21 protein-coding genes and 1 tRNA gene are annotated in these 22433 nt (G+C 48.2%); 9 read left to right on the forward strand and 13 right to left on the reverse strand.

All coding sequences use genetic code 11. The annotated features are described in order from the left end of the window. Positions 1-34 precede the first annotated feature (34 nt). On the forward strand, positions 35-448 hold the full coding sequence (tsaE, locus tag KJS94_RS17350; protein ID WP_214449183.1) for a tRNA (adenosine(37)-N6)-threonylcarbamoyltransferase complex ATPase subunit type 1 TsaE: 414 nt from the start codon (positions 35-37) through the stop codon (positions 446-448). A 117-nt stretch (positions 449-565) separates the two neighbouring features. Beyond that, the gene (locus tag KJS94_RS17355; protein ID WP_239804211.1) at positions 566-1375 is read left to right on the forward strand and encodes an alanine dehydrogenase; all 810 of its coding nucleotides are present in this window, start codon (positions 566-568) and stop codon (positions 1373-1375) included. A 9-nt stretch (positions 1376-1384) separates the two neighbouring features. On the opposite strand, the gene KJS94_RS17360 is transcribed toward KJS94_RS17355, so the two are convergent. Continuing rightward, positions 1385-2707: an IS4 family transposase gene (locus KJS94_RS17360; protein WP_214449557.1), complete on the reverse strand. Its 1323-nt coding sequence runs from the start codon at positions 2705-2707 to the stop codon at positions 1385-1387. Between the two features lie 107 nt (positions 2708-2814). Here KJS94_RS17360 and KJS94_RS17365 point away from each other — a divergent pair, with 107 nt between their 5' ends. Continuing rightward, positions 2815-3237, forward strand: a complete 423-nt coding sequence (locus tag KJS94_RS17365) for a Rossmann-fold NAD(P)-binding domain-containing protein (protein ID WP_239804212.1) — start codon at positions 2815-2817, stop codon at positions 3235-3237. Between the two features lie 39 nt (positions 3238-3276). Here the strand turns inward: KJS94_RS17365 and KJS94_RS17370 are convergent, their stop codons facing one another. From KJS94_RS17370 to KJS94_RS17390, 5 genes are all read right to left on the reverse strand, one after another. Beyond that, positions 3277-3912 carry an ABC transporter ATP-binding protein gene (locus KJS94_RS17370; RefSeq protein ID WP_214449301.1) on the reverse strand — a complete coding sequence of 212 codons (636 nt, stop codon included), beginning with the start codon at positions 3910-3912 and terminating at the stop codon, positions 3277-3279. Further along, the gene (gene lpxA / locus KJS94_RS17375; RefSeq protein WP_214449302.1) at positions 3893-4699 is read right to left on the reverse strand and encodes an acyl-ACP--UDP-N-acetylglucosamine O-acyltransferase; all 807 of its coding nucleotides are present in this window, start codon (positions 4697-4699) and stop codon (positions 3893-3895) included. Before lpxA ends, KJS94_RS17370 begins: the two co-directional genes overlap by 20 nt. Before the next feature lie 109 nt (positions 4700-4808). Continuing rightward, positions 4809-6218, reverse strand: coding sequence for a bifunctional UDP-3-O-[3-hydroxymyristoyl] N-acetylglucosamine deacetylase/3-hydroxyacyl-ACP dehydratase (locus tag KJS94_RS17380; RefSeq protein WP_214449303.1), 1410 nt, complete (start codon positions 6216-6218; stop codon positions 4809-4811). A gap of 57 nt (positions 6219-6275) precedes the next feature. Continuing rightward, entirely contained in the window at positions 6276-7322 is a 1047-nt protein-coding gene (gene lpxD / locus KJS94_RS17385; RefSeq protein WP_214449304.1) for a UDP-3-O-(3-hydroxymyristoyl)glucosamine N-acyltransferase, read from the reverse strand. Between the two features lie 11 nt (positions 7323-7333). Beyond that, positions 7334-8587 carry an HD domain-containing protein gene (locus KJS94_RS17390; protein WP_214449305.1) on the reverse strand — a complete coding sequence of 418 codons (1254 nt, stop codon included), beginning with the start codon at positions 8585-8587 and terminating at the stop codon, positions 7334-7336. Positions 8588-8760: 173 nt separating this feature from the next. Between KJS94_RS17390 and porX the strand changes: the two genes are divergently transcribed. The 5 genes from porX to KJS94_RS17415 all read left to right on the forward strand — a co-directional run bounded on the left by porX (position 8761) and on the right by KJS94_RS17415 (position 13838). After that, positions 8761-10320, forward strand: a complete 1560-nt coding sequence (porX, locus tag KJS94_RS17395; protein WP_214449306.1) for a T9SS response regulator signal transducer PorX — start codon at positions 8761-8763, stop codon at positions 10318-10320. Between the two features lie 113 nt (positions 10321-10433). Then, the gene (locus KJS94_RS17400) at positions 10434-10733 is read left to right on the forward strand and encodes a hypothetical protein (RefSeq protein ID WP_214449307.1); all 300 of its coding nucleotides are present in this window, start codon (positions 10434-10436) and stop codon (positions 10731-10733) included. Between the two features lie 44 nt (positions 10734-10777). Then, the gene (locus KJS94_RS17405; protein ID WP_214449308.1) at positions 10778-11560 is read left to right on the forward strand and encodes an MBL fold metallo-hydrolase; all 783 of its coding nucleotides are present in this window, start codon (positions 10778-10780) and stop codon (positions 11558-11560) included. Positions 11561-11610: 50 nt separating this feature from the next. Then, a complete protein-coding gene (locus KJS94_RS17410; protein ID WP_214449309.1) occupies positions 11611-12585 on the forward strand; it encodes a ComEA family DNA-binding protein in 975 nt (324 codons plus the stop codon). 110 nt (positions 12586-12695) lie between these two features. Then, complete coding sequence (locus KJS94_RS17415; protein WP_214449310.1) at positions 12696-13838, forward strand: acyl-CoA dehydrogenase; 1143 nt, start codon at positions 12696-12698, stop codon at positions 13836-13838. Between the two features lie 80 nt (positions 13839-13918). On the opposite strand, the gene KJS94_RS17420 is transcribed toward KJS94_RS17415, so the two are convergent. The 7 genes from KJS94_RS17420 to KJS94_RS17450 all read right to left on the reverse strand — a co-directional run bounded on the left by KJS94_RS17420 (position 13919) and on the right by KJS94_RS17450 (position 19886). Further along, positions 13919-14098, reverse strand: coding sequence for a hypothetical protein (locus KJS94_RS17420; RefSeq protein WP_214449311.1), 180 nt, complete (start codon positions 14096-14098; stop codon positions 13919-13921). Between the two features lie 71 nt (positions 14099-14169). Beyond that, complete coding sequence (clpX, locus tag KJS94_RS17425; protein ID WP_214449312.1) at positions 14170-15402, reverse strand: ATP-dependent Clp protease ATP-binding subunit ClpX; 1233 nt, start codon at positions 15400-15402, stop codon at positions 14170-14172. 144 nt (positions 15403-15546) lie between these two features. Beyond that, positions 15547-16173, reverse strand: coding sequence for a ClpP family protease (locus tag KJS94_RS17430; RefSeq protein WP_214449313.1), 627 nt, complete (start codon positions 16171-16173; stop codon positions 15547-15549). A gap of 47 nt (positions 16174-16220) precedes the next feature. Next, positions 16221-16907: a ClpP family protease gene (locus tag KJS94_RS17435; RefSeq protein ID WP_214449314.1), complete on the reverse strand. Its 687-nt coding sequence runs from the start codon at positions 16905-16907 to the stop codon at positions 16221-16223. A gap of 337 nt (positions 16908-17244) precedes the next feature. Beyond that, entirely contained in the window at positions 17245-18624 is a 1380-nt protein-coding gene (gene tig, locus KJS94_RS17440) for a trigger factor (RefSeq protein WP_214449315.1), read from the reverse strand. A gap of 161 nt (positions 18625-18785) precedes the next feature. After that, positions 18786-19613, reverse strand: a complete 828-nt coding sequence (locus KJS94_RS17445) for a universal stress protein (RefSeq protein ID WP_214449316.1) — start codon at positions 19611-19613, stop codon at positions 18786-18788. 191 nt (positions 19614-19804) lie between these two features. Then, a tRNA-Leu gene (locus KJS94_RS17450) sits at positions 19805-19886 on the reverse strand. Between the two features lie 167 nt (positions 19887-20053). Here KJS94_RS17450 and KJS94_RS17455 point away from each other — a divergent pair. Beyond that, the gene (locus tag KJS94_RS17455; RefSeq protein ID WP_214449317.1) at positions 20054-22297 is read left to right on the forward strand and encodes a RelA/SpoT family protein; all 2244 of its coding nucleotides are present in this window, start codon (positions 20054-20056) and stop codon (positions 22295-22297) included. The last annotated feature ends 136 nt before the right edge of the window (positions 22298-22433 follow it).

Here is a 22433-nt window from a genome sequence, read left to right on the forward strand (position 1 = left end):
ATTATCTCAACGCGGTTGCAGTTATCTTTGCCAGATGGAATGGACCTACACCCTCAAAGAGTTACCTGATGTAGCCCGGTCATTTTTGTCGGCCTTGGGTGATGCCAGACTGGTTGCCATGCATGGCCAGATGGGCGCCGGGAAAACAACCTTTGTCCATGCATTGTGTGATGTGCTGAAAGTGACAAGTCCCGTTGGAAGCCCGACCTTTTCCATCATCAACGAGTATTCCTCTCCCGGTGGACCAGTTTACCATATCGACCTCTATCGAATAAGGGATGAGGAGGAGGCCATACAGGCAGGCGTGGAAGACTGTATGTATAGTGGCCGTCTTTGCCTGGTGGAATGGCCGGAAAAGGCTCCCGGCCTCTTTCCTTCCAGCTACCCTGAAGTATTCATTGATGTATTGGATCCTGTAACCAGGAGGCTGAAACTAAATCTTCCCTGACTTAATTTTTATACATTATTCCCTAAGCATGAGCCGGGAAGGAATAATCCGGTTTAGAATTTGTAATTTACCATCCCTTTCAAGGTGAATCATTAATCATAGATCCAGCAACCATTCATGGCGCAGCAGAAACCTTTTATCAGTACGGCTTTCAGTTATGAAACCCTTGAGGAAACCCTCGATATCAAACCCAAGGGTGCCCAATTGCATATAGGTATTCCCAAAGAAACGGCTTACCAGGAGAACAGGGTAGCGCTGATCCCGGATGCTGTTGGGGTGCTGGTAAGCAATGGCCACCAGGTGGTGATCGAACACAATGCGGGCGATGCCTCCCATTACCGCGACAAGGATTACAGTGAGGCCGGTGCCAGGATCGTGTATGATAAGGCCGAGGTGTACAAGGCGCCGATCCTGGTGAAAAGTGCGCCGATCACAGATGATGATATTCCCTACCTCCAACCCAACCAGGTGATCATTTCACCGATGCATATTTCCCTCCTGAAGGCTGACCTGCTGGAGAAGATGATGGAGAAAAGGATCACGGCCATTTCCTTCGAGCAGCTCAAGGATGAGAGTGGCACTTTCCCGATCGTACGCAGCATGAGTGAGATCGCCGGCAGTGCTGTGATGTTGATCGCAGGACAATACCTGGGATCGGCCAATCATGGTAAAGGAGTATTGCTGGGAGGAATTTCTGGCATCCCTCCCACCAAAGTGGTGATCCTGGGTGCAGGGATAGTGGGCGAATATGCAGCCCGTGCCGCCCTTGCACTGGGTGCATCGGTAAAGGTGTTCGACAACAGCGTTTTCAAACTGAAGCAGCTCCAGAATAATATTGGCCAGCGGCTATGGACTTCGGTAATTGAGCCCAAGATCCTGGCCAAGCAATTGAAGACCTGCGAAGTGGCTGTGGGGCAATGTCATTAAGTTAAGGTTTTAGAAGGCGGGTTTGTAATTCATATAGGTTTTATGCTTGCTTTTGCTATTTCTATTTTTAATCTGTCTTGGCGAGGATCTCCCCGATCGGATTGGCAATGTATTTCTTACAAAATATCGCTGTAGCTCTAATAATATGGATTCCGGGTTTTGGACAATGAAGAGTTTTACCATTTTGGTCTTCAAGCCTCCATATGATTTGTTTCCATTAACCTTTCTGGGATATTTACCCCTGTATGGTTTTTCGTCAACTTCTTTCTGTGCCGGGGCTACTAAAATGGCATGTAGGTTCGAAGTAAATACTGTAGCATAGAAGTCCTGGGCAACCGAAAGGGGTGAAAGGCCACTAAAGGACTCCAATTGTAAGATGTTTTTCTGGTGTGAGATGTTCGTTTCAAGCTTCCATCTCAGGAAGTATAGTTCCTTAAAAATATGGCTGGGATTATCTTCCTCTTCCCAAAGGTTGGTCACTAGAACTTCAACAGTATCGGGAAGGTCTACGCGCACCAGTCGGACCTTCAATGCTGTTTGACGGGTGATAATGTAACCATGTTGACGTAATCCCTTTATTGCTGAAAATGAAGGTAGCAACTGGACTATATCACTCTTCTTGCCACTGGCAATAAATCCCTTAAAGGGTTCATAACTTTCCTTAGCCCTAATGATGAACTTCCGCTCCGTCTCTTGCCATAAATGCAATGCGAACATCTTGTAATTGCAGAAATTTCGGTCATAAATGGCCAGCATGTCCTCTTCAAGTTGTTCTATCATAGAATAGGCAACAATTTGCTCTCCGGTTCTGAAAGGAACTAAAGAGGTGCTGATTGTCAAGCAGTTGAGTACATCGTGCAGATAAACTGCCTTTGCCTGGACAAAAGAGCCATGCTGATTATGCTGACCACCAAAATGGCTGGATAGTGATGGGGTATTCACAAGGCTCATATTGGAGCCGTCAATGGCAACGACCCGATAAGTTCTCCATTTTTTCACATTTGCAGCATTATAAGCATAGAATGCGTCACATAGTAGCTTGTTCCATATTTTGAAGAACAATGGGTTAAGCTTCATTCGCTGCTGGCAGAAGGCGCTGGTGGAGCAGTCCAGGGAGGTGCCTATCTCGTTAAAGAATGACGCCAGCTCCACACTCAGTGTCTTCTTACATAACCGGGCAATTAGCAAAACCATCCGATCAAACGTAAGTTTTCTCCTCCGGGTAAAGGCAGTAGGGGTGTTGCCAAAGAACGACAGCAGATCAGAATCGCTAACAATTAACTGTAAGAATAGCTTTAGTTCTTGGATGATACGTAAATTTGCCTCAAGCATGAGAATCCTGTTTTTTTGTAGTTCGCACCTCAAAAATAACAAAGTGATTCTCTGCTTTTTTTATTAGCACACCAACCCAACTCCCCTTAACTTAATGACATTGGGCTGTGGGGGCACTGGGTAATAATACGGGAAGAACCCCGATCGTGGTTACTGAAGAGATGGTGAGCAATATGCGTCCCGGTAGTGTGATCATTGACGTTAGTATCGATAGCGGTGGTTGCTTCGAAACCTCTGAGATCACCAGTCATGAACAACCCATCTTCATGAAATATGGCGTGATCCATTATTGTGTGCCCAATATCCCTTCTGGATTTGCCAGAACAGCATCCCATGCCATCAGCAATGTCCTGATGCCCTTGCTACTGGAAGCCGGGGAGGAAGGGGGGATTGAAAGCCTGATCTGGCACAAGATCCATTTGCGCAGTGGTATCTATCTTTTCAAAGGGGCACTTACCCATTTCCACCTGAGCCAACGCTTTAACCTGAAGTATACAGACCTGAACCTGCTGATCGCTTCCAGGCGTTAAGTTTTGATTACCTTGATTTGGAGTTGAGGGTAGGGGTACTCAGGAGTTTTTGTAATCCATGATATGGATCTGTTGCTTGCAGAATCCATATTCCTGCTCATCATTACTGCTTACGATGATGGTCCTGTTGCCGCCGAATTCATGGATGAGTTGCTGGTACAGTGCAATGCCCGTAGCGTCAAGGTTAGTGCAGGGTTCGTCCAGCAGTATCACTTCCACATCTGAAAAGATCGCCTGGGCCAATTTGGCCCTCTGCTTCATGCCTGAAGAATAATAGCGGATCTGTTTATGCGCAGCTTTTTCCAGTCCCACTTTCCCAACAATTTCCTTTGCTGACCATGCCGGAAGCAGGGGCTTGAACTGGCTATGGAATTCCAGTAGCTCTGTAATGGTCATTTCCTCAATAAGGTCGAGGTAGGGAGCCGCTATGGAAAGATGCTGGAACACCTTTTCAGATTCCAGGGGAAGGCCATTCCTGTTTTGGTTGGGCTGCCAGATCAGTTTTCCTTCACTGGTGGCTGTGGCTCCAGCAATGACCTGTAGCAAGGTGCTTTTGCCCGAACCATTTGGCCCGGTAATGGCATAGTGTGCTCCTTCCTCAAATTGAAAGGTTACATGACGAAAGATCCATTCCCTGTTGAACCGCTTGCCGGCATCAGATAGCGATATCGTCATCGTTGCTGCCTTTGGTATAGCGCTTAATGATACCCCTGCCGCTTTCCCGGACGAAAGTGACGATCTCGTCCCTTTCATCGGTAGCGCTGAATTCTTCTTCGATGAATTCGAGGGCCTGGGAGGTGTTCATGCCTTTATTGTAGAGTACCCTGTAAATATCCAGGATATGGTTGATGCGATCGATACTGAAACCCCTTCTTTTCAAGCCTACGGAATTTACGCCGGCATAGCTCAATGGGGTGCGGGCGGCCTTGATATAGGGCGGAACGTCCTTGCTTACCAGTGATCCACCACTAACGAAAGCGTGTTGCCCGATCTGTACGAATTGGTGGATGGCGCTCACCCCTCCGATGATCGCCCAGTCACCAACGGTTACGTGGCCGGCCATCTGTACGTTATTGCTCATGATGCAATTGCTGCCGACGATACAGTCATGGGCGAGGTGGCTATAAGCCATGATCAGGCAGTTTTTACCTACTGCGGTCTTTCCCCTGTCCTTGGTTCCCCTGTTGATGGTTACAAACTCCCTGATGGTAGTGCCATCCCCGATCTCAACGATAGAATATTCCCCTTCGAACTTGAGATCCTGTGGAGTGGCAGAAATTACCGCTCCCGGGAAAATTCTACAGTTCTTTCCTATCCTGGCGCCTTCCATGATGGTCACATTGCTGCCAATCCAGGTGCCTTCCCCGATCTCCACGTCCTGGTGGATAACGGTGAATGGGTCAACTTTTACATTGGTAGCCAGGCGGGCATTGGGGTGTATGTAGGTATGCGGATGGATCATTTTGGTTTTTACAATTCTGGTTATTGAGTGGATAAGGGCCGGCAAAAAAAACGCCAGGCCTATATACCTAGCGTGCAAAAATAAGTGTAAATGCTGAAAATACTCGATTTTACTGGTTGCGCTTCACCAATTGGGCTACAAGGTCAGCTTCGGTGCAAACCTTATTTCCCACATAAACGGTACCCTTCATTTCGCAAATACCTCTCCTGATCGGGGCGGCCAGTTCCATTTTCAGGATCATGGTATCACCGGGAACAACTTTCTGCTTGAATTTGCAGTTGTCGATCTTCAGGAAATAAGTGTCGTATTCTCCACCGCTCATGGCATTGATGGCCAGGATGCCGCCTGTTTGGGCCAAGGCTTCGATCTGGAGTACACCGGGCATTACCGGGTTGCCGGGGAAATGGCCAACAAAGAATTGCTCGTTGAAGGTCACATTCTTGATGCCTACAATATGCTTATCGGTCAGCTCAATGATCTTGTCCACCAGCAGGAAGGGGTAGCGGTGCGGCAGGGTCTTTTCGATCTGTTGGGTAGTGAAGATCGGTGGTTGGTTTGGATCATAAACAGGCACATCTTTCAGGTGTTTGTTCTTCTTGATGTACTGCTTGATCTTACGTGCAAACTCAACGTTGGTGCTATGCCCGGGGCGATTGGCAATGATCTTGCCTTTGATGGGATAGCCGATCAGGGCCAGGTCTCCCACGATATCCAGAAGTTTGTGGCGGGCTGGCTCATTGGGGAACCTTAACTCCAGGTTATTCAGGAATCCTTCATGCTTTACTTCGATCTTGTCGCGGCCAAATGCCTTCGCAAGGCGTTGCATTTCAGCGTCGGTAACCGGTTTGTCCACCACCACGATAGCGTTGTTGATGTCACCACCCTTGATCAGGTTGTGCTCCAGCAACATTTCGAGTTCATGGAGGAAAACGAAGGTCCTGCTCATGGCTATTTCCTCAACAAAATGCTTCATGCTCTTTAACTGGGCATGCTGTGTTCCGAGGACAGGGGAATTAAAGTCAATGAGGGTGGTAATGCAATATTCAGGCGCAGGCATCACCACCATTTCTACCCGCTTTACTTCATCGTAATGATAGATATTCTGATCAATGGTATACCAGGCCTTGGTGGCGTCCTGTTCAATTACGCCCACCTCCTGGATCATCTCTACAAAAGGCTGGGAACTGCCATCCATGATGGGGGTCTCCGGGCCATTGATCTCGATAAGGCAGTTGTCTACCCCTGTTCCAACCAGGGCAGCAAGAACGTGTTCAATGGTGCTTACCCTGGCCCCATTATCCTCGATGGTGGTTCCTCTTGAAGTATCCACTACCAGGTCACAATCCGCTTTGATATAGGGTTGGCCGGGGAGGTCTATGCGTTGGAATTGAATACCGAAACCCGGGTTGGCCGGGCGGAAGGTCATATCCACCTTTACACCAGTATGCAAACCAGTGCCGGAAATGCCGATCTCTGCGCCTAAGGTATGTTGCTTATCAGGGTTGAATTTTGCATCCATGCTTTTCATCTTGAGCGGCAAAGATAGCAAAGCGCAGGCAGTTTGCTTCCGGATATGTTAAACCTTCTCAGCCAGTAATTGCTTCACCAGGGTTTCCAGTTCCTTGATCCTGCGCTCCATGTCAGGCAGGTTGCGGCTTACAGCCTGGCTGCGCAGTGCACTGGTATAATCAAATGCCGGTGAACCGGTAACGGCAGTATTGGGGTTTTTGATGGATTTACTCACACCGCTTTGCGCATTGATCTTACTGCCATCGGCAATGGTGATATGGCCAACGATTCCCGCCTGGCCACCGATCATGACATTGTTGCCGATCTTTGTACTTCCGCTTACGCCAGCCTGCGCGGCAATAACAGTATTATGGCCAACCTCCACATTGTGGGCTACCTGGATCAGGTTGTCCAGTTTGGCTCCCGCCTTGATAATGGTTGATCCGATAGTGGCACGGTCAATAGTAGCATTGGCTCCGATCTCTACATGGTCCTCAATGACCACATTGCCGATCTGGGGCACTTTCTGGAAGCTGCCATCTGCCTGGGGCGCAAAACCGAAACCATCACCCCCGATCACTGTACCGGCGTGGATGGTAATACTCCTTCCCAACACGCAGTCGTGGTAAATCTTCACACCGGGGTGGATGATGGTATTATCGCCAATGGTAACATTGTTGCCAATATAGCTGTTGGGGAAGATCTTTACATTGTTCCCAATGGTGACCTGCTCGCCAATGTAGGCGAATGCCCCAATATACACCCCTTCGCCAATTTTGGCAGTAGGGGAAATATAGGCGGGCTGCTGTATGCCAACCAATTGTTGGGTCTTCAGTTCCTGGTATTTGCTTAGTAAAGTGGCAAAGGCGGTATAGGCGTCCTTAACCCTGATCAGGGTTGCATCAACAGGTTGTTTGAGTTCCAGGTTGTCGTTGATGATGATCACAGAAGCCTTTGTGGTATATAGGTGTTCCTCGTATTTAGGATTGGCAAGGAAGGAAAGCTGACCCTCACGGGCTTCTTCTATTTTCCCAAAAGCACTGACAGTCCTATCTGTATTTCCCTCTACTTTCCCGTTGATCAGTAGTGCAATTTGCGCCGCACTGAATTGCATAAATAATGATTTTATAGCTGGTTTGGTGTGCCAAAGAAATCCGGTATACTGGCCGGATTCAGGTAGCAAAAGTAATATTTTTTAACAGGGTGGGCTAAATTGTGCTGGATAAGCGCATTGTCCACTTTGGATATGTCTTTTACTTCGCCTGACTTAAAAAGAATATTTATTTTCTCGTCAGATGGATCGTAGGTGGTATTGCTGGCATCGCCTGTAAAAACAAGGTAGGCTGCTTCTTCCGGGGAAATACCGGTCTTTTCTTCAAGGCCTACCTTCATGCTGTTGAGGAGTTCAGCGTCAGTTGGGTCTGAATCCAGCCTTACTTTCAATAAGCGGCGGTCCATCAGCATACTGCATAAGGCCGATAATACCCTGTCGGGGTGTAAGGTCCAGTTTTTGATGGCGGCCATCACATCGGCATCGTCCAATCGACAGAACTGGTCAAGGTGTTGTGATATATCCAGCTTCCCTTTTTGCTGGAGGAAGAAGTCCAGCGCCTGGGTAGGAGCGTTAACAGCAATGCCTTTGCGGATTAGTTCCTTCGCCCTGCTGATGATCTTGACCAGCATTTGTTCAGCGCAAAGGACGGTTTTGTGGAGGTATACCTGCCAGTACATCAGGCGCCTTGAGACCAGGAATTTTTCTATGGAGAAAATTGCTTTTTCTTCTACCATCAGCTCGCCATCATGAACGGTAAGCATTTTAAGGATACGGTCATAGCCAATGACCCCTTCTGCCACACCGGTGAAAAAGCTATCCCTTGACAAGTAGTCCATTCGGTCCACATCCAGCTGGCCGGAGATCAGCTGGTGTAGGAAGGGTTTGTGGTAGTCGTTGCGGAATATCCTGATGGCCAGCTCCAATTGTCCACCCAACTGCTTGTTGAGGTGTTCCATGATGAGCAGGGAGATGCTTTCATGGTGCACGCCTTCGATCAGGCGGTGCTCCAATGCATGGGAGAATGGCCCATGGCCGATATCATGTAACAGGATGGCGATCCTGGCGGCTACTTCCTCTTCCTGGCTGATGGCCACACCCTTGCTCTTCAGTTCCGCAAGGGCATTCCCCATCAGGTGATAGGCTCCCAGGGCATGGTGCAGACGACTATGCACGGCACCGGGATAAACCAGGTGGGCAAAGGCCATTTGCTGGATCCGTCGCAGGCGTTGGAAATAGGGGTGGGCGATCACCTCAAAAACAAGCGGGTGATCTATGGTGATAAATCCATATACCGGGTCATTCACTATCTTTCTCATCAATGGCATCAGGACGTGGCGGTTTTGTTAAAATGATAAAAATCAAGTGGACAAAAGTACGAAGGCAAAACAGATAAATTACATTTGGAAAAGGCGCTGCCGTCCGGTTTCCTGAAAAGGGTTTTTTACTCATGGAATTGCCGGCTGGTGGGACTACAACGCTAATCAACAAACCAACAAGCATGGCATTGGCTACAATCTTATGGGTAGATGACGAAATGGAAAGCCTGCAGTCGCAGAAAATGTTCCTGGAGAATAAGGGCTATGTGGTGAATACCCTTTCGAATGGATTTGATGCATTGGACTATATCAGGGAAAACCTGGTTGATGTAGTGCTGCTGGATGAAAGCATGCCGGGAATAACCGGCCTTGAAACCCTTGCCAAGATCAAGGAGATCAACCAGCAGATCCCGGTGGTCCTGATCACGAAGAATGAAACGGAAAACCTGATGGATGACGCCATCGGATCCCAGATAAGCGATTACCTGATCAAACCTGTAAACCCTAACCAGGTGCTGCTGAGCCTGAAAAAGATACTGGACAATAAGCGGCTGGTGGCCGAGAAGACCACCCATGCGTACCAGCAACAGTTTCGGAACCTCTTCATGGCCCTGAACAGTAACCCCGATTTTAATGAGTGGATGGATATTTACAAGAAGCTGGTGTATTGGGAGCTGGAAATGGAGAAGAGCGATAGCCCCGAAATGCAGGAAGTGCTGAACAGCCAGAAGCAAGAAGCCAATACAGAGTTCTTTAAGTTCGTTTCTAAGAATTATGCCTCCTGGGTAAACCCCAGATCTTCAGAGGCTCCCATTATGAGCCATAATCTGTTTCGGTTTAAGGTCCTGCCCCATATCCAGAAAGGGGTGCCCACTTTCTTCGTGGTGATCGATAACCTTCGTTTCGACCAGTGGCGCGCCATCCAGCCGATCTTTGCGGAACATTTCAGGGTACTGGAAGAGGATACTTTTTACAGTATCCTGCCTACCGCTACCCAATATTGCCGTAATGCCATTTTTGCGGGCCTGTTGCCGATCGATATTGAGAAGCAATTCCCAGTGCAATGGAAGAATGATGATGAGGAAGGAGGAAAGAATCTCTATGAGGAGGAGTTCTTCAAGGCACAGCTCAAAAGGCTGAACCGACAGGATATCAGGTATACCTATACCAAGGTGCTGAACCACCAGGCGGGTACTGACCTGGTGAACAATATCCATAACCTGTTGGGTAATGACCTGAATGTGATCGTTTACAATTTTGTCGATATGCTCAGTCATGCGCGTACTGAAATGGAAGTGCTGAAAGAGCTGGCAAGTGACGAAATGAGCTACCGGAGCATTACGGCCAGCTGGTTCGAACACTCCCCCCTGCACCAGGCATTGAAAAGGATTGCAGATAAGAAGTTCAACCTCATACTGGCTACCGACCATGGCAGTGTACGGGTGAAAACCCCGCATAAAGTGGTTGGGGATAAGCAAACCACCACCAACCTTCGGTATAAGCATGGCCGGAACCTGAATTACGAACCCAGGGATGTGTTGGCTTTCAGGGACCCAAGGGAGGCCGGTCTGCCTGTACCGTCCGTGAACTCCTCTTTTATTTTTGCCAGGGAGGACGGTTACCTCTGTTACCCCAACAACTATAACCATTACGCCAACTATTACCGGAACAGCTTCCAGCACGGAGGGGTGAGCCTCGAGGAAATGATCGTGCCGGTGATCAAAATGGTCAGTAAGGCCTGATGTAAGGGCCGGCTGATGTGGAAAATTGGTGGGGAACAGGACTGCAGCAGCCCCCTGCAAGCCTTAATTTTGCTGCAAGGAATGGTTGAAGCTGGATCCCTTAAGGAAAAGATATGAAATATACCCAGGCAACTCTTAATAAGATAGAACAGGTGCTGGAAGAGGCCTCTTACATAGTGCGCTATGAAAGGGGGACATTCCAAAGTGGCTATTGCATTCTTGAACAGAAGAAGGTGGTCGTATTGAATAAATTCCTTCAGTTGGAAGGGCGCATCAATACACTGCTGGATATCATTCCCCAACTGAATGTGAATCCTGAGGAGCTTTCACCCGAGGCCCGTAAGACGTATGAAGATATATTGGCCAGGGCCGCCAGCGCCAACCAGGAAAGCAGTAATGAGCAAGCCGGCTGATTGCTGCCTGTGGATGATTTATACCAAAGCCGGTCATTTCAATCATGTTAAAAACACCCCCACTCTCCATTACTTTCCTGGGCACCGGTACCAGTAGCGGGGTTCCGATGATCGGCTGCGAATGTGAGGTTTGTGCTTCCACTGATAGGCGGGATAATCGTTTGCGATCGAGCATACTTGTTCGTTCAGACAAAACAACCCTGGTGGTGGATTCCACTCCTGATTTCCGCTACCAGATGCTCAGGGAGAAAGTAAAACACCTCGATGCCATAATTTTCACGCACCCCCATAAGGACCATATAGCTGGCCTGGATGACGTCAGGGCTTTCAACTTCTTTTCCCGCCAGCCAATGCAGGTCTACGCGAATGAAATGACGCAGACCACTATTATCAGGGAGTTCCCCTATGCATTTGCTGAGACCAAGTACCCGGGTGTCCCGGAGATCCACATGAATGCGATCGACACTGAGCCTTTTTGGGTGGGCGATATCCCTGTACAGCCGGTATTGGTCTGGCATCTTAGAATGCCTGTATTAGGTTTCCGATTTGGGAACTTCACTTACATTACTGATGCCAACCGGATAGACACAGAGGAAATGGAAAAGATCAAGGGTAGCACCCATCTTGTTTTGAACGCATTGAGGCACGAAAAACATATTTCCCATTTTACCCTTGGGGAAGCTATTGAACTGGCACAGGAGCTTGAGGTTCCCCATGCCTACTTCACCCATATCAGCCACCAACTTGGCCGTCACCAGGACATCGACGAGGGACTGCCCGTAGGCATGCAACTTGCCTATGATGGGCTCACCCTTCAGATTCCCTAATACCGTTAAAGAACGATTGTTGGAAACCATGCTTCTGCTTAGCTTGAAAGATGAAGCAGCAAGATTGGAAGCGCCTGTTGGCAGATTATTTTCATTTCAATGCCAGGGAAAGACTGGCTGTTTTAGTATTGCTCCTGTTGTTAATAGTGGTTTTTGCCCTTCCCCGCTTTCTTCCCGTGAATGATACAGTTTCAGCACCTGTCGTGCAGGATAGTCTTGTGTTAAGCCTGATGCAACAAAAAATGGAGGAGGAAAGCGGGCTGCCAAGGGGAACTGTCAGGTCATGGTCAATCTCAGGTGCTGGGGAGGGCCGGGAAAATGCATCTCCAGCCAGGAGGCTTGATCTGTTTTATTTCGACCCTAACACCCTTGACCAGGCGGGCTGGCTACGGTTGGGCCTGAAGGAAAGGACAGTTGCCACCATCATGAAGTTCAGGGAGAAAGGGGGAAAGTTTCGGCAGCCGGGAGATATCCGGAAGATATATGGACTGGATGAGGCATTGGCCAACCAGTTCATTCCCTATGTCAGGATTGCTGCAAGGGATAGCGGTAAGAAGGCTTTCATGGACAAACCTGGTGAAATGTATCCCAGGATTGAATATAGGAATCCAGGTAAAAGGGCCCTGGTCATCGAGATCAATGGTGCGGATTCAACTCAATGGGAAGCTTTGCCTGGGATTGGGGCAAGGTTGGCAATGCGGATCATCCGTTATAGGGAGAAATTGGGGGGCTTTCATTCGGTAGAACAGGTGGCGGAGACCTATGGGTTGAAGGATTCTGTATTCCAGCAGGTCAAATCAATGTTGCGCTGCGACCCGGTGCAGTTGAAAGTATTGAATATCAATACAGGTAGTGTAGAGGAGTTGCGTCAACACCCTTACATTGGCTGGAACCTTGCCAATGCCATCGTGCAGTACCGAAAGCAGCATGGGTTATTTGCCGGACCGGGTGACCTGAAGGGAATCCATAGTATGGATGAGGATCTTATAAAAAAGTTGGGGCCCTACCTGAACTTTGCTAACTAACGATTGTTAGTTTACGTTAAAATATATTATCTTGCCCCGACTTCCCGTTAAGGGAAAGGTTATCAGCAGGGTGATGGAAATAATAGCCTGAATTCAAGATTGAACAGCTTATGAACTTTGAAACAAATGAATTGACAGAACAGGTGGCGCAGATGGCGAGGGATTTCGCCCGTCAACATATCCAGCCACATGTAATGGAATGGGATGAAAGCCAGGAATTCCCCATTCACGTATTCAAGGAAATGGGAAAATTGGGGCTCATGGGTGTTTTGGTGCCTGAGCGCTACGGCGGTGCCGGACTGGGCTATTTCGAATATGTTGCGGTGATCCAGGAAATTGCTAAGGTATGTGGGTCCATTGGATTGAGCCTGGCAGCGCATAATTCCCTTTGTACCGGCCATATCCTCGCATTTGGAAATGAGGAACAAAAGGGTAAATACCTTCCTAAACTGGCCACGGCTGAGTGGTTGGGGGCTTGGGGTTTGACCGAACCCAATACCGGAAGTGATGCAGGAAATATGAAGACCACTGCTGTCCGTGATGGTGACCATTGGGTGTTGAATGGCACCAAATGTTGGATCACCCATGGGAAAAGCGGTGATGTAGCTGTAGTGATTGCCAGGACAGGCGAGCCAAGGGCAAAGAATAATGCCACAGCTTTTATCGTAGAGAAGGGAACACCTGGTTTCAGTGCAGGTAAAAAGGAGAATAAATTGGGGATGAGGGCCAGCGAAACTGCTGAAATGATCTTTGATAACTGCAGGACACCGGATGCCAACAGGCTGGGTGAAATCGGTGACGGCTTCAAGCAGTCCATGAAGATCCTGGATGGCGGACGCATATCCATTGCCGCATTGTCATTGGGTATAGCTAAAGGGGCTTATGAAGCTGCAGTTAAATATTCGAAGGAACGTTACCAGTTTGACCAGCCTATCGCGAATTTCCAGGGCATTGCATTTAAGCTGGCAGATATGGCTACCGAGATATTGGCAGCTGAACTGTTGACCAACCAGGCTGCCGACCTGAAGAATAAGGGAATGAAGATGACCATGGAGGCCGCAATGGCCAAGTATTATGCCAGTGAGGTTGCCGTGAAGGTTTCCAACGAAGCAGTACAGGTGTTCGGGGGGTATGGGTATACCAAGGATTTTCCTGTTGAGAAATACTACCGTGACAGTAAATTATGTACAATAGGTGAAGGTACTTCAGAGATCCAGAAATTGGTGATCTCAAGGGAAGTGCTTCACGGGTAAACTGAAGTTTTGGTTGCTTGCTAATAAAAAAGAATCCCCCGGTCTCGGGGGATTCTTGCTATAAGTTTAGTTCGAAAGCATCAATCGAGATAGTCGTCCTGCTCCTGGTCCTTTGGTCCATACTTGTCAAACAAGCGGTCGATGGCGCCACCAAAAATGGGGAACTTCTCCTTTGCAAAATTCTTGATGATCTCAACGGCCTTGTAGGCCTGGGCTTCAGTTAATCCTTCTGCCATCAGCTTATCGATCAATTCTTTCATTTATTTTTCGTTTACGCTTTTCCGTTATTCTCCCTGGGGATTGATTACCCTGGATCATCTGTCGTTTTTTATCAGGCCACTTTCAACAAGCTCATCTTGCTCTTGTCGAACTTCTTCTCAGCATACTCAAGGGTGAGGTGGAATTTGGTTTCCTTGCTGGAAGGGAGTTCAAACATGGCATCGGTAAGGATGCTTTCGCAGATGGATCTCAGGCCGCGGGCGCCGAGTTTATACTCCATGGCCTTGGCTACCATGAAATCCAGGACTTCAATGTCAATGGTCAGTTCAATGCCTTCTATCTCGAACAATTTCTTGTATTGTTTGATCAGGGCATTCTTGGGTTCGGTCAGGATGGAGCGAAGTGTTTCTGCATCCAGCGGGTTAAGGTAGGTAACCACGGGAAGGCGTCCGAGCAGTTCGGGTATCAAACCAAAATGCTTCAGGTCCTGTGCATTCACATACTGCAGGAGGTTATTCTTCGCCTGCTCCTGTTGCTCCTTGTTTACATTGAATCCAATAGCGTTGGTGTTGATCCTTCTGGCGATCAGTTTGTCTACACCATCGAAGGCCCCGCCACAAATGAACAGGATGTTCTGGGTGTTGATCTTGATCAGCTTTTGTTCAGGATGCTTCCTGCCACCTTGCGGCGGTACCAGTACGTCCGTTCCTTCCAATAATTTCAACAGGCCCTGTTGCACACCTTCACCGCTCACATCGCGGGTGATGGAAGGGTTATCTCCCTTGCGGGCAATCTTGTCAATCTCATCGATATAGACAATACCGCGTTCTGCAGCTGCTACATCATAGTTGCAAACCTGTAACAGCCTGGTGAGGATGCTTTCCACATCTTCCCCCACATAGCCGGCCTCTGTAAAGACCGTAGCATCCACAATAGCAAAAGGTACATTCAGCAATTTGGCAATGGTTTTGGCCAAAAGGGTTTTACCTGTACCGGTTTCGCCCACCATTACGATGTTGCTTTTCTCGATATCAATATCGTTGTCGGTGTTCTTTTGCTGGAGGCGTTTATAATGGTTGTAAACCGCAACAGCCAAAACCTTCTTGGCATCGTCCTGGCCTATTACGTACTCGTCAAGGAATCTTTTGATCTCGATAGGTTTCTTGACCGTCAGTTTGAATCCGGAGCCCTGTGATTCCGACCGGGTAAGCAGTTCCTGCTCAATGATCTCCCGGGCATGTTCCACACAGTTCTCACAAATATGTCCATCCTGGCCGGCAATGAGGATCTTGACCTCATCCCTGCTTCGGCCGCAGAATGAACAATGTAAGGTGTTTTTCGCCATAGCTCTCAATTACTTCAAATACAAAGTTACCCATTCCCTTCAAAAGGGGAAGATAAAAAACCGTTTCTACCATGTTTTTGGGTAGAAACGGTTTTTTTACCTGTGGCATTTACGATGCCACGACCTTTTTTATTGGTAATTATCTCATAATTTCTCTAAAAGGCCATCCACTATACCATATTCGATGGCTTCCTGGGCATCCATCCAATAATCGCGATCAAAATCCTTCATGACCTGGGCAAGGGTTTTACCGCAGTTCTCTGCAAGTATCTTCGCGCCCATTTCCTTTACTTTCTTGGTTTGCCTTGCCTGGATCTCCAGGTCAGCGCTAACCCCCTGCATATAGCCACCCAGGCTGGGTTGGTGGATCATTACTTCACCATGCGGATAAATGAAACGCCTACCCTTGGCGCCTCCGCTCAGCAGGATCGATCCCATTGAGGCAGCAAGCCCCATGCAGATAGTGCTAATCGGGCTTTTCAGCATTTTCATGGTATCATAGATAACCATGCCGCTGGTGACAACACCCCCGGGGCTGTTGATGAAAAACTTGATCTCTTCTCCGGGCTTGTCAGCATCCAATAACAACATCTTAGTAACCACTTCACGGGCCGACTTGTCTTCCACCGGCCCCCAAAGGTAAACGGCGCGTTGGTCGAAAAAATACTTTTCGAGCCTTTTGTTTAGCATCAACAAATCATCCCTCTTGTCGTTAGTGGGTTGCTCTTCTTCCTCTTCCATGCGGAGGAAATTATATTTATTAGGAAACATATTGCTGTTTGTTTTCGGTTAGATATTTCAGGTTTATTGCAATTGCATTAATCCTTTTTTTCCTTCCTTGGGTTTACGAAAAGTACTTCGTCCACCAGTCCATATTCTTTTGCCTCGGTAGAAGTGAGCCAATAATCACGGTCACAATCTTTTTCTACCTGCTTAACTGGTTTGCCGGTATGGCTGGAAATGATCTCGTAAAGTTCCTTCTTGAGTTTTTTGATCTCGTTAACGGTGATCTCGATATCACTAGCCTGGCCACCAATTGCCCCGCTGGGTTGGTGCATCATGATGCGGCTGTGCTTCAGTGCTGTACGCTTGCCCTTGGTGCCCGCGCACATCAGTACTGCGCCCATAGAGGCCGCCATCCCGATGCAAATAGTAGCGACATCCGGCGTGATGAACTGCATGGTGTCGTAAATGCCGAGGCCTGCATATACACTACCTCCCGGGCTGTTGATATAGATCTGGATATCGCGGGTACGGTCTGTGCTTTCCAGGAACAACAACTGGGCTGTAACAATATTGGCCACTTCGTCATTGATCGGATAGCCCAGGAAAATGATCCTGTCCATCATCAGGCGGCTGTATACATCCATTACCGCAATATTCATGGGACGCTCCTCAATGATGTTCGGGGTAAGGTTGGTTACCAGGTGCTTCTGGTAATCGTGGAGGGTCAGGCTGGAGATGCCCCTATGCTTGACCGCGTATTTTTCAAATTCTGAACTCATATCTCAGGACAATTTTGATAAAAATAAGGTAGAAGAGTGGTGCAAATATCTTTCCAATTGAAAATCATGACAAAAAACCCGTTCGCGACTGCCAAAATTGGTGAACTCACCCTCGCGGGTCGGCCGCAGGTCCGACCCGTCTCCGACCCGTCTCCGACCCGTCTCCGACCCGTCTCCGACCCGTCTCCGACCCGTCTCCGACCCGTCTCCGACCCGTCTCCGACCCGTCTCCGACCCGTCTCCGACCCGTTTCCGACGTCGACCGTTTAAACACCCTGTTTATGGATAAAAAAAAGACTAGCCGGGGCTAGTCTTTTATATTAGGAAATCCAATCGATTAGTGGTGGTGATGGTGCTCTGCCTGCAGTTTATTGAAGGCTTCCAGGCTGATGGGGGTTTCATTTTTCTGAACCTTGCTTTCAGCTACGGCGAAAAGCTTGTCGCTTTGGATGCGGTGGAAGCTTTCTTCTACAAATTTGCGGTCTTTAACCATACGGTTAACGTAGTCGTCAACCCAAGGTTGGTCCATGTCAACCTGTCCCATATTACCCATATAGCTGAACAACTGGGCCTTGGCGAAATCACGGATATCTTCCTGGTTTACTTCAATGTTGTTGTCTTTTACCAGTTGGTCTACGATCAGGGTCCACTTCAGGGAGTTGGAGAAAGAAGGATATTCCTTTTCTGCCTCGTCCTCAGACTTTCTCTGCTCTGCGCCGGTTTGCATCCAGCGCTTCAGGAAAGTTTCAGGGAACTCGATGGTAGTATTGTCGAGCAGGTAATGATAAATGCTATCGAATAACTGGTTGCGGCTTTGGTTGTCCAGCTGCAGTTGGATGTCGGCCTTGATGGCTTCGCGGAAGGCTGCTTCGTCAGCGATTTCCTTACCAGGGAATACCACCTTGAAGAAGTTCTCATCAAGAGCTGCTTTCTCCAGCAAGCCAACCTTAGTGATCACCAGCTTGAAATTCTTTTCAGCTGCTGCGGCATCATCCTTGGCAAATCCCAGGTCACTCAGGATCCACTCGCGCTCCTTTGTGTCGAAGGCGTTGGCCAGGGTGAGGGAAACTTCGTCATTGGCTTTCTTGCCAACCAGGTTGGGGCGGAAGCTTTCAGCGAAATATTTAACCAGCAGGGAGTTCTCCTTGCGAGCACCACCTTCCACTTCGTTGCCGGCTGCGTCAGTTTCGATAAAGGTAACGTTGATCACATTGTCATCACCTGTGATGGCTTCCGGCTCAGTCATGTTGCCGTTGCGCATTTGCAGGCGCTCCACTTCTTCATTGATCATTTCTTCAGTAACCTCGATCTTGTAAAAGGTAAGACTGGCTTTGCCCAGGTCGGCTACCTTGAAATCAGGCTTTAGGCCGATCTCAAATGCAAAAGCATATTCGTCAGGATTGTTGAAGTCAAGCTGACGGGCATCGTTCTCTGGTAAGGGAAGTGGCTGAGCAAAGATCTCCAGCTTTTCATTGACCATGTAATCGTTCAATTGCTTCTCAACTGAGCGGAGAACTTCGTCAACGAAAACAGATTGGCCATGCATTTTGCGGATCAGTCCGGTGGGAACCATACCCTTGCGGAATCCGGGAATGTTGGCTTGTTTGCTATATGCCTTCAGTGCTTTCTCGAAGGATGGCAAATAGTCTTCTTTTGCCAGTTTCACGGTGATCTTGTCATTCAACAGACCGATATTTTCCCTCGTAACGGTTGCCATGCTTTGGAATTTATTTATTAGTGAATCAATACGGGAATTTTAGTAAACTCCCGAAAATGGGCTGCAAAGGTAGGAATAAATGACTTTTCCACGCCGTTAAATCAGAAAAAAGGCCTATGTCAGGACGACATAGGCCGGGGGATTGAAAATCAGGTGTTCTATTAGTCCTTGTCCTGCAGGACCAGGTAGGGCATATTAATTTTATGTACCATATGTCCGGTATGGCTTCCGCTGACCAGCCTTTCCCACCAGTTGTGCTTATGGGCTACCATTACCAGCATTTGGCTGGGGTTTGCATCCAGGAACTCGGACAGCCCGTCTTCCACATTGATATTTTCCCTTGTCTGGTATTCGTGTTTCATTTCTTCCAGCAATGGCTCCAGGCGAACCTTTCCGCTGATCTGCTCCGCTGTCATGATCTCTCCGGGTCGCTGGATGTTTACAACGGTCAGCTGGGTTTCGGGATGGAGCCTGCTGATCTCCCTTAGGGTCTTCAGGCACCTGACGTTCATGGTATAGCTGTAATCCGTAGCATAGGTGATCTGCTTAATGGGCTCAAAAGTCCTGCCGGTGGGAATGACAAGGACCGGTATATGGGATTTCCTGAGGATAGCCGAGGTTGTGCTGCCCACCAGTTTATCCAATACCGTGCTTTCTCCCCGCATACCTACCACCAACAGGTCGGCCCCGATTTCCTTGGACTGGTAGACCACTTCATCAGCCGGCATCCCAATGGTGACCATAGGTAACACCTCACCGCCACTAATGGCGCGCAGTTCTTCCGCTAATTCTGCAGCTGCTTTTTCGTTGTCTTTCTGCAATTCATCTACTGAAACCATAACATAAGGTACTTCGCTAACGGGCGTAGGCAGCAGGTAAGCATGGAGTAAAGTGAGTTTGGCACCGGCTAGTTTGGCTAACTGTGCAGCATACCGGGCGGCGTTCTTGGAGGGGACTGAGAAGTCGGTTGCGACCAGGATTGATTTCATATCTAAGGAATTATTATGCGTGAAAATAGTCCAAGTGCTCCTTAGTTAAAATGATAATTATCAGTTTTTGGAATGAGAAGCCCCCATCATGCTGTCCGGCCTTTATTATAGCGGTAAGCTTTTGGAAAAGAAAAGGGGAGTCGCTGGAGTGATCACCAAAAAAGAAAGGGCCTTCCGGAGAAGGCCCTTCGTGCGGGCGATAGGAGTCGAACCTACACGCCTCGCGGCGTCAGATCCTAAGTCTGATGCGTCTGCCAGTTTCGCCACGCCCGCATTTTTTAGCAGGAAGTCAAAAAGAAGATCTTGTGGTATATTGTAGAAACAACCGTTGTTTTCTTCTGTTTCCCCTCCCGTTTTCCTTAGGGGATGCAAATGTAATGGCATTTATTGAAAAAACGAAAACAACTCCTTTTCTGTAAATTCGTTTTATAAGTATAGGAATGGAAACCGTAGCTGCGATACCGAAGTATAACCTGAATGAGGAGCAAGAGAAGAAATTGATCCTTCGTGAATACCGTGCCTTGTTGCGTTGCCTGAAACCCAAATTAAAGCCTGGTGATAAGGAATTGGTGAGAAATGCATTTGAGATCGCCGCAGATGCCCATAAGACCATGCGCCGCAAGAGCGGGGAGCCCTATATCCTTCACCCACTGGCGGTTGCCCGGATTTGTGTGGAAGAGGTGGGGCTGGGTGTCCGGTCAACGATCTGCGCCCTCCTGCATGATACAGTTGAAGATACCGATGTTACCCTGGATGATATTGAGCGGGAGTTTGGAGGCGAGATCGCCCGTATCGTGGATGGGTTGACCAAGATCGCGAATGTTATTGATGTGAATGCTTCCCAGCAAGCTGAGAATTTCAAGAAGATCCTGCTCACCCTAACCGATGACCCGCGCGTCATCCTGATCAAGTTGACCGATCGCCTGCACAATATGCGCACCCTGGAGAGCATGAAAAGGGAAAAGCAGTTGAAGATCGCTTCTGAAACGGTCTATGTTTATGCCCCGCTTGCCCACAGGATGGGCTTATACTCCATCAAGACCGAGATGGAAGACCTGGCCATGAAATACATGGAACCGGAAACCTACAAGGAAATCGCCAGGAAACTTGCTGAAACCAAAAGGGAACGCACGCGCTATATCAATGAATTCATCCGGCCGCTAAGGGAGAAAATGGAAAAGGGTGATTTCGATTTTGATATTTATGGCCGGCCTAAAAGCATCCATTCTATCTGGAATAAAATGAAGAAGAAGGGAGTGAGTTTTGAGGAAGTGTATGACCTCTTCGCCATCAGGGTGATCCTGAATTCGCCCCCCGAAAAGGAAAAGGAGGACTGCTGGAAAGTTTATTCCATGATCACGGATGAATATACCCCATCCCCTGAAAGACTGCGTGACTGGTTAAGTAATCCCAAATCCAATGGCTATGAGGCCCTCCATACAACGGTGATGGGGCCACAGGGAAAATGGGTGGAAGTGCAGATCAGGACCAAACGGATGAATGAGATCGCTGAAAAGGGACTTGCTGCCCACTGGAAGTATAAGGAAGGGGCCAGTGATGAAAGCCGTTTCGATAAATGGTTCCAGCAGATCAGGGAGGTTTTGCAGACCCAGGATACAGACTCCGTTGATTTTCTACAGGATTTCAAGACCAGCTTCCTGGCGGAAGAGATTTATGTATATACACCTAAGGGCGACGTGAAGATGTTGCCTGTGGGATCTACCGCCCTTGACTTTGCATTTGCCATCCACAGCGCTGTTGGTGCCAGGTGTATTGGTGCCAAGGTAAACCACAAGCTTGTTCCACTGAGCCACAAGTTGCGCAGTGGTGACCAGATCGAGATCATTACTTCAAATAAGCAGAAGCCAACCGAGGATTGGCTGAACTTTGTCGTTACCGCGAAGGCCAAGACCAAGATCAAGGATGCGCTGAAGGAAGAGAAGAGGAAGATCGCAGAAGATGGCAAGTATGTAGTGCAGCGAAAGCTTGAAGGTATGGGTGCATCTTTCAGCCAGCATAATATTGATGAACTCACCAGTTATTATAAACAGGTTTCTTCCCTTGATTTTTTCTACCATGTCGCTACACGCGTTATCGATCTCAAGGAACTGAAAGATTTCAATGTGCTTGGTGATAAGCTGGAAGCTCCAAAGCCATTGAAGATTCTTACAGAGAATAAGGTTGAATCCAATAACCTGCATGGCGGCTTACCCAAAAAAGATGCGGAATTGATCATCTTTGGTGAGAGCAGCGACAAGATCGTCTACAATCTTGCCAATTGCTGTAAGCCCATTCCCGGAGATGATGTATTTGGATTTGTAACAACAGGAAAAGGCCTGACCATTCACCGGACCAATTGTCCCAATGCCGCAAAATTGCTGGCAAATTACGGGCACAGGGTGGTGAAGACCAAGTGGGCCAAGAACAAGGAAATCTCCTTCCTGACCGGTTTGCATATCATTGGATTGGATGACGTGGGCGTGGTCAACAAGATCACCAACCTGATCTCGGGCGAAATGAAAATCAATATCAGTGCCCTGTCCATTGAAGCCAAGGAAGGTATCTTCAAGGGTTCTATCAAAGTGTTCGTACACGATAAGGAAGAGTTGGATGAATTGGTGAGCCGGCTAAAACAATTAAGCGGGATCCATTCCATTGAGCGCTTCGATACCGATACCCCCTGACGAACTTATCATGTATGCTTTAACGTTAGCATTCAAATAGCGCATTTGCTCATTGGAAATCTTCAGTTCAGTACTCTTGAAAAGTTTTCATAACTTTTGGGAATATAAATTGAACCTGATTCAATAACCAAAAAAT

It is taken from the genome of Flavihumibacter rivuli (assembly GCF_018595685.2).
Classification (GTDB): domain Bacteria; phylum Bacteroidota; class Bacteroidia; order Chitinophagales; family Chitinophagaceae; genus Flavihumibacter; species Flavihumibacter rivuli.